The following is a 16,521-nucleotide window of genomic DNA, read 5'->3' as shown; positions in this document are numbered from 1 at the left end:
CTGGAATTTTACGGTGTAGCCCATATCCTCACTGATAGTACAGTTGGACTAATTGATTCAACTGACATTTTGCAGCATTATCAAGAACGCAACCACGCGATAAGGCGGAGACTGATCGCATGTACGTATCGCCTAAAACTGAAGCTCTTCGCTTATAGCCCAAGTCCATTAAAATGGACTAAAAGCCTTGCTCAGTAAGTATTTAGTCTGATGCGCGAAGACTTTAACTATTAGCCATAGGTTTCTAATCTATGGCAGTTGTTGGCAGGAGTGCAAAATATGAGTTCAAGCAATTCGGTGACTTTGTTTTTTGTTAACGTTCCATCACAAAACACTTGTTAAGGGAGAGTTAACTTTTCTTAGTTTGGTAGCTTAACTATAACCTGAACATTTTTTCAGTCGAGAGTCTCCAGTCCCCCACTTCCATAAGTGGAAGATACAAGATGAAGTTTAAATCCCCATCTTGTGATAACCCTTCGGGTATCTCCTGCGGAGACGCTACGCGTAAGTCCCAAAGGGACACGCTTACGCGTATCTCCGTAGGAGACGCTGCGCGAACGCTCTTAGCGTGCGCTTGCGCTTACGCAGTCGCCTAGGTCGGGAGACCCTCCTACAGCGCTGGCTCACTGATAACTGATAACTGTTTTAACCGTTTCCAACCTCGCACAACTTTATTATTCGTTGTTGAATGTATGAAGTCTTATTTAGCCGCCGCGATTCAAATGACAAGTGTGTCCAATTTACAAAAAAACTTGACACAGGCAGAGGAATTGATTGATTTAGCCGTGCGTCAAGGTGCTGAATTAATTGGTTTGCCAGAAAACTTTGCCTTTATGGGTGAGGAAAATGAAAAAATGGCTCAAGCTGGTGCGATCGCCCAAGAAACAGAAAAGTTTCTCAAAACAATGGCGCAGCGTTTTCAAATCACTATCTTGGGCGGCGGCTTTCCAGTTCCTGTAGATGACACCAGCACTAGAGTCTACAACACTGCCTTGCTTCTTGAGCCTAATGGTCAAGAAGTTGCACGTTACCAAAAGGTACACCTGTTTGATGTGAACGTCCCAGATGGCAACACTTATCGAGAATCCACAACAGTTATGGCAGGTAAGGAATTACCTGCTGTCCATTTCTCGCAAGAACTTGGTAATATAGCACTCTCGGTTTGCTATGATGTTCGCTTTCCCGAACTTTACCGATACATGGCTCACAAAGGTGCAGATGTCATCTTTGTGCCTGCTGCATTTACTGCCTTTACTGGCAAAGATCATTGGCAAGTCCTTTTGCAAGCACGTGCTATTGAAAATACTTCCTATGTGATAGCTCCAGCACAAACTGGCATCAACTACGCTCGTCGTCAGACACACGGACACGCCATGATTATAGATCCTTGGGGAGTGATTTTAGCGGATGCAGGTGAGCAGCCAGGAGTTGCGATCGCCGAAATCAACCCAGCCAGACTAGAACAAGTTCGTCGGCAAATGCCCAGCTTACAACACCGTGTCTTTGTGTAATTTCACTTTTGGCTTCACTAAAATTTTTCCCTCTCCTTTATAAGGAGAGGGATGCCCCACAGGGCAGGGTGAGGTATCGTGTCTTTGTGTAATTTCACTTTTGGCTTCGCTAAAATTTTTCCCTCTCCTTTATAAGGAGAGGGATGCCCCACAGGGCAGGGTGAGGTATCGAGTTTTGAGTCATTCGATGATTTGTGTGTGAAAGTGCCTTTATATGGGGGAAGGTGCCGTTTGCCGTTCGGCGATCGCCGTGGCCGTACCCACTGGGCATAGGCGCATAGGGATAAACCAGGAACTTCACTGGCATCAAAATCAGTCTAATCAACAGAAAAGTTTCGATCTTGACTGAGCTTAAAGCTTAATCAGTCCTTATATTTTTATTAATATTTCTTTATATTTTTATCTCTTATCTTTATAACGAATAGGGAATAAAGTGTAAGCGTTACTCGAACCGACGCCAACGCAGCCCTTACAGAACCCAGGTATTCTAAAAATTAAGTATGAAGCTCATTCCTAATAATCCTATTCTGAATTACATATTTTTTAATTCCCGTTCCCGAAGTATATTTCATACCCTTATTTGTGGATTACTTGCAGTCTCAATCTTTTTACCGCAACTGGCTGTTGCTCGTCGTCGTCCTGTTTCAAAACCTGCTGAGCCTGAGAATGCTCCCACAACAACTGAAGCTTGTAGTAACAATAATAACAATGATATTAGTTTAAATAGTCAAGTTTCTCGTGTAGCGAGCAATTTTGTTTTGGCATCTAGTTGGATGACCAAGCCTAATTGGGGATTAGACAATATTGTAGAAACTGTTGGTCCTTATGTTTATGCTTTCCTCAATCGGACTTCCTGGCCCAACATTAACGAAGTGGCAAAACAGGCAAGAGTGCCCATTCTCATGTATCATGACATTTTGCCAGAAAAACAAGTCTTTTTTGATGTCACCCCAGAAGAATTAGAACAACATTTCCAAACCCTCAAAGAGAATGGCATCACTCCCATTAGTCTTGACCAGCTGATGACTCATTTGCAAACAGGAATGCCACTCCCAGAAAAACCTGTTGTCTTGACATTTGATGATGGTTACGGGGGACATTATCAGTATGTTTATCCATTGCTGAAAAAATACGGTTATCCTGCTGTATTTTCTATTTACACCAAAGGTGTTGGCAACAATGTTGGTCGAACTCATGTCAGTTGGGAACAACTCAAGGAGATGGTGGCTAATCCCTTGGTGACAATTGCATCTCATAGCGTCACTCACCCAGCTGATTTAACAGTTTTGCCACCAGAACAAATTCAAAAAGAAGTTGTTGAGTCTAAGGCAACTTTAGAGGCAAACTTAGGAATTCCTATTCGCTACTTCACCTATCCTGCGGGAAAATATAACGAGCAAGTTGCAAGTTCGGTGCAAGCCGCCGGATATGATCTTGCACTGACAATGAATGATGTGGATGAACGCTTTGCAGGTGCATCAGAGAGTTTATTAGCAATTTCCCGCTTTGGTCAATCTAGGCTACAAGATGTGATAAAGCAAGCTTGGGGAGGTGCCAAATTACCAAGTTGGAAAACAGGCTTTGACTTTGCAAGTCCAGTTCAAAGAACTGACATGACGATCGATAAAATTCCTCTGATCCTAGTTTCGGGTGGTAAACCGATCACTATCCACGCTGATAGTCGTTATACGGTCAAGGAAATTGTAGCTAGAAGTAATACAAATGCTGTTGCTGCTGTAGACGGAGGTTTCTTCTCGCTGAAACTGTTAAATTCTAATGTGATGATTGGACCAGTATACAGCCAGGTGACAAAACAATTCATTCCTGGTAGCACTTGGGACATCCAGAAAATTGCTGCACGTCCTCTGGTATTGATTAGTCCTCATGAAGTGCGCTTCATTCCCTTCGATCCACTCAAGCACAACACTTTAGAGGGAATACAAGCTGAAATGCCTGAGGTGACTGATGCTTTTGTGGCGGCGGCTTGGTTAGTCAAAGATGGTCAACCTCGTGAACCAAGCAGCTTTAACGGGTTGTATGGTTTTGACATAGCACGTTATCGGGCTTTTTGGGGCATTAACAAGAAGAAACAAGCCACCGTAGGCGTTTCTCTAGAATCTGTTGACTCTATATCTTTGGGAAAGGCGCTGGTTAAGGCTGGGTTACAAGATGTTGTGATGGTTGATTCCGGTCAAAGTACTTCTTTAGTTTATCAAGGAGAATCTCTTGTACGTTACCAACCTCGTCCTGTCCCTCATGCAGTTGCACTTTTAGGATCTCCAGCCACGAACACCCCACCCTGTGTTTTGGTGCAAAATAAAACAAAACAGCGAAAAACTTAAATTCTTGACGCACCCAGTTTCTGAACCTTGTACTCTTGCGCTTATAGAATGCATTTTTTTACTTTGAAGAAAACCGTCAAATCCTTTGCCTCATTCTCTGACTCCCTTCGCCCTTCACTCTGTATAGTGCAATTTGTAAGCCTAACAGCTTATTTTATGTACTGATATTTGTCTTCCTATTGCCTGTTCCCTGTTCCCTCAAAATAAAAACCGGGGAACCAAAACATTACCCGGCAAAGTCTCAGCAGCTTATAAATCCTCTGTAATATAGGGACACAGCATTGCTGTATCCCTATTTATTTGTTCTCAAACTTAGACAGCTGCAGCTTTCTTAATCACAGCGTTGAGTTCGCCCTTAGCATACCTAGCGGCAAAGTCTTCGAGTGAAATCTGCTTGATCTTGCTACCATTACCAGCAGTACCAAATTGCTGATAGCGATCAACACAAACCTTCTGCATGTATTTAATAGAAGGCTTGAGGAAGTGACGGGGGTCAAATTCTTTGGGATTTGCAGCCAAAGCTTCACGCACAGCGGCGGTAATAGCCAAACGGTTGTCGGTGTCAATATTTACCTTACGCACACCGCACTTGATACCTTTTTGGATTTCTTCCACAGGTACACCGTAGGTTTCAGGAATAGCACCGCCATACTGGTTAATCAGGGCGAGTAAATCTTCGGGTACAGAGGAGGAACCGTGCATCACCAAGTGAGTGTTAGGCAAACGGCGGTGAATTTCTTCAATGCGGCTGATTGCCAAGATTTCCCCAGTTGGCTTGCGGGTAAACTTGTAAGCACCGTGGCTGGTACCGATCGCAACTGCCAAAGCGTCTACTTGGGTTTGTTCCACAAAGTCCACTGCTTGATCTGGGTCAGTCAGCAGTTGGTCGTGGGAAAGAACGCCTTCCGCACCGTGACCATCTTCTGCTTCACCCATACCAGTTTCCAGAGAACCCAAGCAACCTAGTTCGCCTTCAACGCTGACACCCAAGGAGTGAGCTACTTTCACAACTTCGCGGGTTGTGTCAACGTTGTACTCGTAGCTAGCGGGAGTCTTAGCATCAGCTTCCAGCGAACCATCCATCATCACGCTGGTAAAGCCGTTTTTAATTGCTGAATAGCAGGTAGCAGGTTCATTACCATGATCTTGGTGCATGGTAATGGGAATATTGGGGTAGGTTTCTACCGCTGCCAAAATTAGGTGACGCAGGAAGTTTTCACCAGCATACTTACGAGCGCCACGAGAAGCTTGTAAAATCACGGGGCTATCTGTTTCCTGGGCAGCCTGAACAATAGCTTGAATCTGCTCCAAGTTATTAACGTTGAAAGCAGGGATGCCGTAACCGTTTTCTGCTGCGTGATCCAACAGCAGCCGCAAAGGTACGAGCGCCATAAGTAGTCCTCCTAATATGGTTGTCGGCTAGTCGATGTGAGACAAGCGTAATGGGTACGCTATTCTTAATATTATTTTAAGCTTATAGGAAATTATAACTACTCTTGTGTCCTTTATGTCGAAAAACTTTAAGCAAAGTAAGGTGGACACTACCAACCTTACTCTATCATTCCAATCTGTGAGTTTTGTACCTTGAATTACGAAGCTAAATATAGCCGCGAGTCTCAGTTACAGTTGGGGTTGAAATCCCCAACTCTAGCTACCTTTCATTTGGAATTTTGTTCGCCTTTGGCGTGCCCTTGAGCCATATTTTGAACTTTGAATTGTAAAATGGGTCGCCCGGGATTCGAACCCGGAACTAATCGGTTAAAAGCCGAGTACTCTACCGTTGAGTTAGCGACCCGTTCTTTGAATTTGCAAAACCTAATCAATCATAGCATAACTTCAGAAAGATTTGTAAAGGGGTTTAGAAAAAATTTGCCGTCAAGCGTATAGTTGCTGCATGGGTAGCTTCTGGTTCTAACACACTCAGGTGTTCACCTGTGTTGATAGCATTACGAGCAGCGCTCCAGGGTTCCAAGCAGTAATAGTCTTTGCCTTTAACCGTCCAAAAGACGAGGGTAGAATATGTATCATCGTATTCCAGCGTTAATTTCAACTTGCGGGCATAATCTGTAACTGTAGCTGATTTAGCGCTTAGTTGCTTAAAAGCGACATCAATTTCATCGCGGTTATAGTCAAAATCACCGTTAAATGAGTGAGTTTCCTTGGTGATTTGGTCTTGGTACTCTTGCGAGGGTATTTCAACCTTGAGTTGATTTTTATCCACTGTTAAAAAGTAAGGATGAAAGCCTGTAGAAAAAGGCATTGGTTCAGTGGAAAGATTAGTGTACTTTTGTCTGATTTCTAATGTATTGCCCTGTATTTGATAAGTAAAAGCGACTTGAAAGTCAAAAGGATAAACTGCGCGTGTTTGCTCGTTACTGTTTAAGACCAAAGTCAAGCTGGCTGTTTCTGAAGTTACGTAATCATCTGTAAATTTCCAAGGCAAATCACGGGCAAAGCCGTGTTGTTTGAGAGTGTACTGCTTGTTGTTAAGAGTGTAAGTGTTATTAGGTAAGTTACCGCAGATAGGAAACAAAATTGGAATTCCACCTCTAACACTCAACTCAGGATTAGCAAAACGTTCCTGATCCAGATAAAGAATTTCTTGACCTTGTACGCGCCAGCTTGTGATAATGCCACCTCTTTCTGGTACAACCTCAAGCTGGGACTGATTTGTTTGAATGTGGAGTTTACTCATTGTATTGGTATGATTGGAGTCCGTTTGCAAACAGGTTTTTAGTCCGGAGTATTCAAGTGGTGAGTCTTTTCTTTCCACTTCAATATTCCGGACTGGTGCAGTTTTTATTCGTCTTCCGCAAACACAAAGCGATACAACTCGCTGGCGTTGGGTTCGGGGCTACTTTCAGCGAATTTCACTGCTTCGTCGATTTCTTGCTGGATTTCTCGATCTATTGACTTAAGTTCTTCACTAGAAGCCAAGTTTTGCTCAATCAGATAAGCAGCAAATTTCTTAATTGGATCACGAGCAAACCAAAACTCTTTCTCAGGCTTGGTTCGTAGTTCATCTGGATCAGCCAGAGAGTGACCTCGGAAACGGTAAGTTAGTGCTTCAATTAAGGTAGGACCTTCCCCAGCACGCGCACGGGCTACGGCTTCCTGGGCGACTGCTCGCACCGCCAAGATATCCATACCGTCTACTTCCACACCTGCCATGTTAAAAACACTGGCTTTTCGATAAATCTCTGGTTGGGAAGTCGCCCGTTCGTGAGCCATGCCGATCGCCCACTTGTTATTTTCTACAACAAAGATAATCGGTAGTTTCCACAGCGCTGCCATATTCAACGTCTCGAAAAACTGACCGTTATTTGCAGCACCATCACCAAAAAAACAAGCGCTCACTTGGTCAGCGTTTTGATCGCCTAACGCTTCGCGGCGGTATTTCGTTTGAAATGCTGCACCAGCAGCAACGGGGATACCCTCAGCCACAAAAGCATAACCACCTAGCATCCGATGTTCGCTAGAGAACATATGCATTGAGCCACCACGCCCTTTGCTGCACCCTGTGGCTTTACCAAATAACTCTGCCATCACCTCTTTTGCAGGAACTCCTGCGCTCAGAGCATGAACGTGGTCGCGGTAAGTGCTGGACACGAAATCTTCACCTGGTCGCATCGCTCCCTTAATCACACCGCTAGATACGGCTTCCTGACCGTTGTATAAATGGACAAAACCAAACATTTTGCCCCTGTAGTACATTTCGGCACACTTGTCTTCAAAGGTGCGCCCTAGTACCATGTCCTCGTACAACAGCAATCCTTCTTCTTTGGTTATTTGTACGGTAGCCGCATCAAATTTGGGTAATGTGCGTTCTTGAACCATCTGTTTCTAAGTATTCCTGTTGTAAAACTTAAAGTTACGATTTGAGATCAGTTGCGCTCATGCAGCTTAAATAAAAAGATAGCGTTTAAAGGAGTCAATAATCAAATTCACCTCAACTGCTGTCGTTGATTTTGTTCGACAGCAATTGGTAGTATGCCAACCTTGGTTTATAGATTAGCTACCAAAATAACAAGCTTTCTGCATATTTATTAACAATTTCGGCTCTTATTCCCGAAATTAAGTATTTTTATGTAGATTATTGTACTCAAAGAAGAATTTGTGATAAGCTGTAGGTCGCTGTATACTAGCAAACCTTAAAAGTGGCGCTTTTCTCATCATGTGGTGGGAATGGATCCTCTAAAATCAATTGCAGGGAACATCATGCCATATATCCCATAAACAGAAGGAAAAAATATTCCTGCAAAGAGACGATCATGTATGCTGTTATCCAAAATACTATAGTCAATTGTTTGTTTGTCAAAAAGGTTGGAATTTAGAAAAGCTTAAGAAGAATAGAAATATTCTTAAAAAATTGGATACTTATCAAAATCGACAAAAGACTAATACCATAACAAGATTATACCATAATAATGTGAAAACACGCTCCAAGTTGTAACAAAACATACTTGTAGTCTGAAATTAATAAGTTATTGTTATGGCAGTTTTTTACAAGCCTGGAATGCTTTAGGAAAATTATGTTGATCGTGCTGCAGGGGAAATGAGCCGTGCGAATTCCGCTAGATTACTACAGAATTTTAGGGACACCAATGGCGGCAAGTGAGGAACAGTTGCGGCAGGCATATGGCGATCGCGTTGTGCAATTGCCACGCCGTGAGTATTCCCAAGCAGCAATTACATCTCGAAAAAACTTAATAGAAAAAGCTTACATTGTTCTGTCTAATCCAAAACAGCGTAAAACATACGACCAGCTTTATCTTGCTCATGCTTATGGTTCTGATAGCACTGAAGGTGGGGGAGTCGCTGTTGAAAGTCGTAACCAAGGTCATATTGGTGAGCTTGATTCTCAAGCCCTTAGTATCGATATTTCCCAAGATGAATTCGTTGGTGCTTTATTGATTTTGCAGGAACTTGGGGAATATGAACTTGTTCTAAAACTGGGTCGTCCACACCTAGTAAATAGAAATGGTATAAGCAGTATTCAAAGCGATAGAGACAATATAGAGGAAGTTCCTTTTTCTAGTGAACGTCCAGACGTAGTACTTACGGTTTCCCTGGCTTGTTTAGAACTTGGTCGCGAGGCATGGCAGCAAGCTCACTACGAAAATGCCGCGATTTCCTTAGAAACTGGAGAGGAATTTCTTGCACATGAAGGGTTATTCCCCAGCGTTCGCTCTGAAATTCAGTTTGACTTGTATAGATTGCGACCCTATCGTATTTTGGAATTACTGGCCCTACCTGAAGAACAGACTACCGAACGAAAACAAGGGTTGCAATTATTGCATGAGATTTTAGATGAGCGTGGTGGCATAGATGGTACAGGAAACGACAAATCTGGTCTGAGTACAGATGATTTTCTGAGATTTATTCAGCAACTGCGTAACTACCTGACAGTTACTGAGCAGCACCAACTGTTTGAAGTAGAAAGCAAGCGCCCCTCAGCAGTCGCCACCTATTTAGCAGTCTATGCTTTGATCGCACGCGGGTTCGCTCAACGTCAACCCGCATTAATTCGTCAAGCCAAGCAAATGTTGCTCCGTCTGGGTAGACGTCAAGATGTCCATCTAGAACAGTCGCTGTGTGCGCTTCTGCTGGGGCAAACAGAAGAAGCAAGTCGTGCATTAGAACTCTCACAGGAGTACGAGGCTCTAGCTTTTATTCGCGAAAGTTCTCAAGACTCTCCAGACCTCTTACCAGGACTGTGTTTATACGAGGAACGCTGGTTGGAAAATGAAGTGTTTCCAAACTTTCGAGATTTGGTAGACAAGCCCGCTTCCTTGAAAGATTATTTTGCTAATCAACAAGTGCAAGCTTATTTAGAAGCTTTGTCCACAGAAGTAGAACCCACAGATTCAGCAACTGGAATCAACAGACAGTCTTTCCAAACACACCAAATCACTCGTGAGAGTCGCCGCAATAATTCCCCAAATAATTCCAAAGTGGTTGAGGGGAAATTTGCAACTCAAAATACTCTCAATTCAGAAACACCACCTACATCAACCTTTTCCTCTTCCTCACCCAGTTATACAACATCGTCTTCTTCATCAAGTACTTGGAGTTCACAATCCGAAATACCTGTAGCACCTGTAGCACCTGTAGCACCTGTTAACAGCATAGACGCCACTCCCAGAGGAACTTACCACAACTCGAATCGGCGATCCAAACATCCCACCGCACCCCCTCAAGGACAAACCCAAAGAAAGCGCAAACGCACTGTATCTGCTGCTTCTACTTATCCTCAGCGAATTTTTGCCCGTATTTCTCCAGCACAAATGCGGTTGGTGCGGATTGTGTTTGTTTCGTCCGTGAGTCTATTGGTGCTCTGGTTTTTGATCACAGGAACTTTCGGATTGTTGAAAAATTTGTTTTTCCCTGGACCTTCGTTGAAAGGAGAACAGGTATCAGTTGAGCTAAATCAGCCCCTAGTCTCAATTCCTGACCAAAACAGTAAACCACAATTACCACTAGGAAAACTCACTGAAGCGACAGCAGAGGAAATGATTCAGGCTTGGCTAGACACTAAAGCCGCAGCTTTTGGACCTAACCACGAGATTGATGGTTTGAAGTATATTTTAATGGGTTCAACCTTGACAAAATGGCAGCGATGGGCGCAACAGGAAAAAACTGATAACCAGTATCGAAAATACGAACATAGCGTGAAGGTTGAATCTTTAGAGGCAAATACATCTGATCAGTATCACGCTGCGATAGAAGCTTCAGTGAGTGAAGCTACACAGTATTATACGAATGGTCAGATGAAAAAATCTGGGAAAGAAAAATTACGAGTTAGATATCAACTGGTTCGCGTAGAGGGTTCATGGCGCATCCAGGATATGTCAGTTCTCAACAAAATAGGTATGATTTTTTAGATCGTAATTTTTACCGGTTCTGGATAGCACTAGAGATTTTTGGTTGTCAGGAATAAGCTTTTGTTATCCTTTTACGAAAGTCTTCATACATTTCACTCAACAACTCCTCCCGATAATTCCTTTGTGGATTTTAGTCTTTGCTGAAAGGTTGATCCCAACCCTTCGGCATAGAAAGCAGCGTGTCCAGAGGACATAAGACATAGGACATACCCAGAGGTCTCTCCCGTTAGGCACCGCAGTTTTTCAGTACGAGTGATGAAGCAAATCTAACTTAGTACAGAGTCAAAGATTATGTCATCAAATTTTGACATAATCACGATTAATCAGATGTATAACCTGCTTTTAACAAGCTAAAATGTCATAGAATGATAACTTTATGATCCCCAAAGGCTGATAAATACGTGAAAAGCTGAAAAATGTGTCTGTAACCCCCTTGATCCCAACGCAGGATTATTAGTTAATATTTATTAACAAAGACTCCTCTGCTCCCCAAAAGAAAATGCTGCCACATTGGCATCACAGGGAATCGAGAGGGAGTGATTTGCAATTAAAAAACACATTAAAAAACACAAAACTCGGCAGAACCAGGAGTCAGGAATAAGAAGTTTTTCTGGAGGTCTACGGCTATTTATCAGCCATTTAATAACCAGGGGACATCATGAACCTTTCAAACTACTGGAGGCCAAACTTATGGCAAAAGAACGCCCACCTTTAGAAGAGATGACATTGCGGCAACTACGTAAAGTAGCTAGTGAATATAGCATCTCTCGTTACAGTAGAATGCGTAAATCGCAACTATTGGAATCTGTTCAACAAGCTCAACGCAGCAAAGTTTCTCTCACCCAATCTCGTTCAATGGAGGCACAGGAAACCGTGGAAGCAGCAAAATTTGAGTTGGGTCAAATTGATCGTACTGGCGGTACTCTCGCTGATGTTGATGAAGGACTAGCGGATCTGCCTCAAGGCTATGGAGAAAGCCGTATTGTTCTTATGCCTCGCGACCCTCAGTGGGCTTATACCTACTGGGATGTTTCTAAGGAGCATAAAGAAGAACTACGCCGTCTTGGGGGACAACAGCTGGCACTGCGTATTTATGATGTCACCGACATCAATTTAGAGTACCAAAGCCCCCACAGCATTCAAGAATACCCCTGTGATGAACTTGCACGGGAATGGTATTTGCCAGTTCCAGTGAGCGATCGCGATTATGTCATCGACATTGGTTACCGTTGTGCTGATGGTCGCTGGTTAGTATTAGCTCGTTCTGCACCCGTCCACGTTCCTCCTGTCTATCCTTCCGACTGGATTGAAGATGTCTTCATCACCGTGAATTTTGATGAAGATTTGCGTGAGAAAACTGTTTATGAACTGGTTCCTCCCGCCAAGAAAGTGGCTCCTACTGCTACTGCTACTCCTATTCCTGGTGCTGCTGCCAACGGTAATGCCATCTACGACCAAATCTTTGGTTTGGCAGAATCTGCCGAAGTCATGCGCGTTGCAGGTTCTGTGTTCGGTTCCATGCACCAGGTTCCTGGTTTCGTCACTCCAGAACAAGCCATCAGCTCTTACGTCTTCCCCTCTGGTGTAGGTATGTGGGCAGTTCCAACTACCTCTGGTTTGAACATGTCTGGCGTAGGTATGTCTGGCGCTGGCTTCTCTGGTAACGTGCCAATGCGTCCGCGTAAGTTCTGGTTAATTGCTGATGCTGAGTTGATTGTTTATGGTGCAACAGAACCTGATGCGACTGTCACAATTGGCGGTCGTCCAATTAAACTCAATCCAGACGGTACCTTCCGTTTCCAAATGTCCTTCCAGGATGGTTTGATTGACTATCCAATTATGGCTGTTGCTGCTGATGGTGAACAAACACGGTCAATTCAGATGAAGTTTAATCGTGAGACACCATCTCGGAATACCAATACCAAGGAAGAAGCTGTTTTAGAATGGTTCTCTTAATCTAAAATTTTGAATTTTTGATTTTGGATTAAGCTGATAAACCTCCGTCACAAGATAGCTGTGGCGGAGGTTTTGTTTGTTGGAAAAATTTTGCTTTTGATAAACTTATCCAGACTGTTATATCAAGCCTGTAAGTGGCGAGCGCGAGTTAATAGTTCCAAAAAATACAGACAAATATTTCATGCCTAGATTTTCTGTTTGTAAGGTTTGACCCTTACTGGCTGAACGAGAACATTTCTAAATTTCTCTAGATTTTATTGAGCGGTGAGTCCTGCGCTGCGGGAGGGTATCCCTCGTGCCGGCTCTGGCGAACCCGGAGGGTACAGATCTATAGAAGGGAGACAGAGTGCAGGGAAATAAAACTTTTCGCTTCACCTGTCACCTGTCACCTGTCACCTGTCACCTGTCAACTACTCCTTATCTAGTAGATGAGAGAGTGCGGCGCTTGGTCACCATCTGGAATGCTTCGATGATGTCACCTTCTGCCCAGTCATTGTATTTGTCAATGCCGACACCGCATTCGTAACCTGCGTTAACTTCGCGGGCGTCTTCTTTCATTCGCTTGAGCGAGTCAAGAGGAGCTTCATTATTGATCACCTTACCGTTACGACGCACGCGCACTTTGCAGTTACGCATGAGTTTGCCAGACTGGACGTAACAACCTGCAACGGAACCACGACCAACGGGGAAGACAGCACGCACTTCGGCTTGACCCAAGTGTTCTTCCACCAACTCTGGCTCCAGTAGACCTTCCAAGGCTCCTTGGATGTCTTCTATGAGTTTGTAGATGATGTTGTATTCCCGTACATCTACACCAGCTTCATCAGCAGCTTGTCTTGCGCCACTGGCGTAAGTAGTGTTGAACCCAACGATAACTGCTCCACTGGCTGCGGCTAAGTCGATATCTGTCTGGGTAATTTCACCAGCAGCTGATAACAACAACCGAATCTGTACTTCGTTTTGCGGAATTTGCCTGAGCGATCCCACAATAGCTTCCACTGAACCTTGGACATCTCCTTTCAATATCAGGTTGAGTTCTTTCAACTCGCCTTCCTGAGCCTGAGCCGAGATACTGGTCAGGGTAACACGTCCCTGCATCAGACGCGATTGACGGAGTTTTTCAGCGCGTCCGGCTGCAATTGAGCGTGCTTGTTTTTCGTTGCTAAAGACATCAAACTCGTCGCCTGCTGCTGGTACATCACTTAAACCCAGGACTTCAACGGCGAAGGAAGGAGTCGCTGCTTCGACTCTTCTACCTCTGTCATCCACCATTGCTCGGACTTTACCGAAGGCTGAGCCAGCTACTAACAAATCGCCTATGTGCAGACTACCGTTTTGAATCAGCAAGGTTGCAACTGGTCCCTTTGCTTTGTCCAAGTGAGCTTCAATAACGGTTCCTTTCGCAAGTCGATCTGGGTTAGCAGAAAGTTCTTCTATTTCTGCTACCAAGAGAATCATCTCTAGGAGTGTATCCAGATTTTCGCCCTTTATCGCGCTGACAGGAACCATAATCGTGTCACCGCCCCACTCTTCTGGCACCAAAGCATATTCTGTTAATTCTTGCTTAACACGATCAGGTTGTGCTTCTGGTTTATCGACTTTGTTGATGGCTACTATCATCGGAACTTCAGCGGCTTTAGCATGGCTAATCGCTTCAACGGTCTGAGGACGAACGCCATCATCTGCAGCGACCACCAAAATAGCGATGTCGGTCACTCGCGCTCCCCGCGCGCGCATAGCTGTAAAGGCTTCGTGACCGGGGGTATCAAGGAATACCACTTGCTGCTCTTTACCATCATGTTCTACATCTACGTGGTAAGCACCGATATGCTGCGTAATGCCTCCTGCTTCGCCAGATGCCACTTTTGTTTTGCGGATCGAGTCAAGCAGGGTAGTTTTACCGTGGTCTACGTGACCCATAATTGTCACAACTGGCGGACGCCGATGCAGGTTTTCCAGATCTGCCGCCTCTATCATTTCCGTGACTTTGCGGGCTTCTGCTTCTGGTTCGACGGTTTCAACTGGTATTTCCAACTCGTTGGCTACCAGTGTAATTGTGGGAATATCCAAATTTTGGGTGATACTCACCGCCATGCCTTTCATGAACAGAATTTTCACAATTTCTGTATCAGCCACTACCAAAGCCTCAGACAGTTCTTGCACTGTCATCGGACCTGTGACTTCCAGTATTTCTGGACGATCCGGCTTTTGTTCGGTTTCTTGGCGACGGTTTTGCTCACGAGAGGAAGCAGGTTTTTTCCCTTTCGCAACTGGCGCAACAGCGGTGGGTACTGCTGTTTGTGTCGGCTTGGAAGCCTTAGGTTTCGGTGGACGGGCAATAGAGAGACTGACTTGGATAGTGGCAGGTATTTCCAGTCCCTCTTCATCTAAGAGATCTTCGTCTTCAAACTCATCAACTATTGGCTTGACACGTTTGCCTTTAACAGCTCCCTTTCCGGGCTTAGCAGACTCTTTGATTTCCTCTATCTCTTCTTCCTGCCACTTTTTACCGCCTTTGACTTGACGTGGCGGGGTTGGGCGCTTTAGTTCGATGACCTCTTCAGTCGTTGTTGGTGCATCATCCTCATCTTCTTGCCCAACCTGCGGTTTTGTCAGTGAGACTCGCATTGGTTTTGGAGGCGTAGCGACTGGTAGCGCACCTCCTGGTTGTTCAGCAGGACGTACTATTGGTCTGCTGGGTCGTTGCGACTCTCCGACTTGTACAGGTGCAGAAGGCCTATTTCCTCTTTGCTCAGGTTTTACTGGTGAGGGGGTAGTAGAACGCACAGGTTTTTCAGTTTTTTGCGGCAAAGCAGCCTGTGCTGTTTCCCCTGTTGCCGTTTTATTGACTCTTTGCTGCTTGAGTTGGTCGCGTTCGCCCGCAAAGGTTGGGCTGCCTTCGGGAGCATCGCGTTTTTGAGGTGGGCGCTGTGTGCCATCGCCTGCAAGAGGTCGGCTACCAACGGATGCATCGCGTTTTTGGTCGCGATCGCGTTTGAGAATTATAATCGGTTTCTCGCTCACACTCGGTTCGGCAGCGTCTGTTGGAGAGCTTGGTTGCTCCCCAGCTGGTCTGGTGGGCGGGGCTGCCAGTTGTGGTTTTGGCTGTCTTTCCGGTTTTGATCTTGGTGCAGATGCTTTTTCCGGTTTTTGGGCTGCTACTTTTTCAACCGGCTGGTTTGTATTGGGTACTATGCTTTTATCCGCGTCTGTCACTGCTGGTTGTTCAGGTGTGGTCTCAGACTGATTCCGGGGTACAGATCGAATTGGTGCCGTCGGCTTCATGGGTGAGACAGGGGGAGCGATGGACTTAGGGGGTGAAGGAGGATTGACTTCAGAAGCAACTATATTGGTAGCAACCGACGCCTCTGGGGCGTTAGAGATGGGGTTTTTCAAAACTGTAGGTTTGCGAATCTCCAAAATTTGTTGTTTATTAGGTGCAGCAGGTCGGTTACGTCCACCATCTTGTGGTGAATTTGGTCTATGGCTGTTAATGCCATTTCCTATTCTCGGCGTCACACTTGTCTGAGCTACTTTTTCTGCTTGAACCCGAATGCGTTGGGCTTCGGATTCTGTAATTGTGCTGCTATGGCTTTTGACCGCAATATTGAGCTGGTCGCAAATTGCTAATAGCTCTTTGTTATCCAAATTCAATTCCTTTGATAATTCGTAAATTCTAACTTTGCCGTTGTTCATCCACTCTTCCCCTTTAATTTACAGTTTTAGCGGATGGTTGCCTGGTTGGCGACATCTCCACCCTTCGATTACTGTGTTAGGTTGCCACTGCTAATGAATGCCGGTGCCTCCATTCAGGAAAGAGAGATGTTT

8 protein-coding genes and 1 tRNA gene are annotated in these 16,521 nt (G+C 44.7%); 4 read left to right on the top strand and 5 right to left on the bottom strand.

Going from position 1 to position 16,521, the window contains the following annotated elements:
* Positions 1–692: 692 nt before the first annotated feature.
* Both DP114_RS06475 and DP114_RS06470 read left to right on the top strand, forming a co-directional pair.
* Positions 693–1,511, top strand: coding sequence for a carbon-nitrogen hydrolase family protein (locus tag DP114_RS06475; protein WP_169264427.1), 819 nt, complete (start codon positions 693–695; stop codon positions 1,509–1,511).
* 500 nt (positions 1,512–2,011) lie between these two features.
* Positions 2,012–3,853 carry a polysaccharide deacetylase family protein gene (locus DP114_RS06470; protein ID WP_171975728.1) on the top strand — a complete coding sequence of 614 codons (1,842 nt, stop codon included), beginning with the start codon at positions 2,012–2,014 and terminating at the stop codon, positions 3,851–3,853.
* Positions 3,854–4,165: 312 nt separating this feature from the next.
* On the opposite strand, the gene fba is transcribed toward DP114_RS06470, so the two are convergent.
* The 4 genes from fba to pdhA form a co-directional block, all read right to left on the bottom strand.
* Positions 4,166–5,245, bottom strand: coding sequence for a class II fructose-bisphosphate aldolase (gene fba / locus DP114_RS06465; protein ID WP_169264429.1), 1,080 nt, complete (start codon positions 5,243–5,245; stop codon positions 4,166–4,168).
* Positions 5,246–5,576: 331 nt separating this feature from the next.
* Positions 5,577–5,648: transfer RNA gene (locus DP114_RS06460), tRNA-Lys, on the bottom strand.
* Between the two features lie 63 nt (positions 5,649–5,711).
* Entirely contained in the window at positions 5,712–6,548 is an 837-nt protein-coding gene (locus DP114_RS06455; RefSeq protein ID WP_171975727.1) for an aldose epimerase family protein, read from the bottom strand.
* A 104-nt stretch (positions 6,549–6,652) separates the two neighbouring features.
* Positions 6,653–7,690, bottom strand: coding sequence for a pyruvate dehydrogenase (acetyl-transferring) E1 component subunit alpha (gene pdhA, locus DP114_RS06450; protein ID WP_169264431.1), 1,038 nt, complete (start codon positions 7,688–7,690; stop codon positions 6,653–6,655).
* A gap of 725 nt (positions 7,691–8,415) precedes the next feature.
* Between pdhA and DP114_RS06445 the strand changes: the two genes are divergently transcribed.
* On the top strand, positions 8,416–10,737 hold the full coding sequence (locus tag DP114_RS06445) for an ARC6/PARC6 family protein (RefSeq protein ID WP_171975726.1): 2,322 nt from the start codon (positions 8,416–8,418) through the stop codon (positions 10,735–10,737).
* Positions 10,738–11,427: 690 nt separating this feature from the next.
* Positions 11,428–12,693, top strand: a complete 1,266-nt coding sequence (locus DP114_RS06440; protein WP_169264433.1) for a DUF4912 domain-containing protein — start codon at positions 11,428–11,430, stop codon at positions 12,691–12,693.
* A gap of 417 nt (positions 12,694–13,110) precedes the next feature.
* On the opposite strand, the gene infB is transcribed toward DP114_RS06440, so the two are convergent.
* Positions 13,111–16,389: a translation initiation factor IF-2 gene (gene infB, locus DP114_RS06435; protein WP_171975725.1), complete on the bottom strand. Its 3,279-nt coding sequence runs from the start codon at positions 16,387–16,389 to the stop codon at positions 13,111–13,113.
* Positions 16,390–16,521: the final 132 nt, after the last annotated feature.

The organism is Brasilonema sennae CENA114 (assembly GCF_006968745.1).
Taxonomy (GTDB): Bacteria; Cyanobacteriota; Cyanobacteriia; order Cyanobacteriales; family Nostocaceae; genus Brasilonema; species Brasilonema sennae.
Note: the sequence above shows the minus strand (reverse complement) of the source record. Positions and strands in the feature narration are given on the sequence as shown.

What these genes read in the sequence shown, in the direction of transcription:
- infB (WP_171975725.1), bottom strand. Translation starts at nt 16,389, where the DNA reads ATGAACAACGGCAAAGTTAGAATTTACGAATTATCAAAGGAATTGAAT.
- DP114_RS06455 (WP_171975727.1), bottom strand. Translation starts at nt 6,548, where the DNA reads ATGAGTAAACTCCACATTCAAACAAATCAGTCCCAGCTTGAGGTTGTA.
- pdhA (WP_169264431.1), bottom strand. Translation starts at nt 7,690, where the DNA reads ATGGTTCAAGAACGCACATTACCCAAATTTGATGCGGCTACCGTACAA.
- DP114_RS06475 (WP_169264427.1), top strand. Translation starts at nt 693, where the DNA reads ATGAAGTCTTATTTAGCCGCCGCGATTCAAATGACAAGTGTGTCCAAT.
- DP114_RS06470 (WP_171975728.1), top strand. Translation starts at nt 2,012, where the DNA reads ATGAAGCTCATTCCTAATAATCCTATTCTGAATTACATATTTTTTAAT.
- fba (WP_169264429.1), bottom strand. Translation starts at nt 5,245, where the DNA reads ATGGCGCTCGTACCTTTGCGGCTGCTGTTGGATCACGCAGCAGAAAAC.
- DP114_RS06440 (WP_169264433.1), top strand. Translation starts at nt 11,428, where the DNA reads ATGGCAAAAGAACGCCCACCTTTAGAAGAGATGACATTGCGGCAACTA.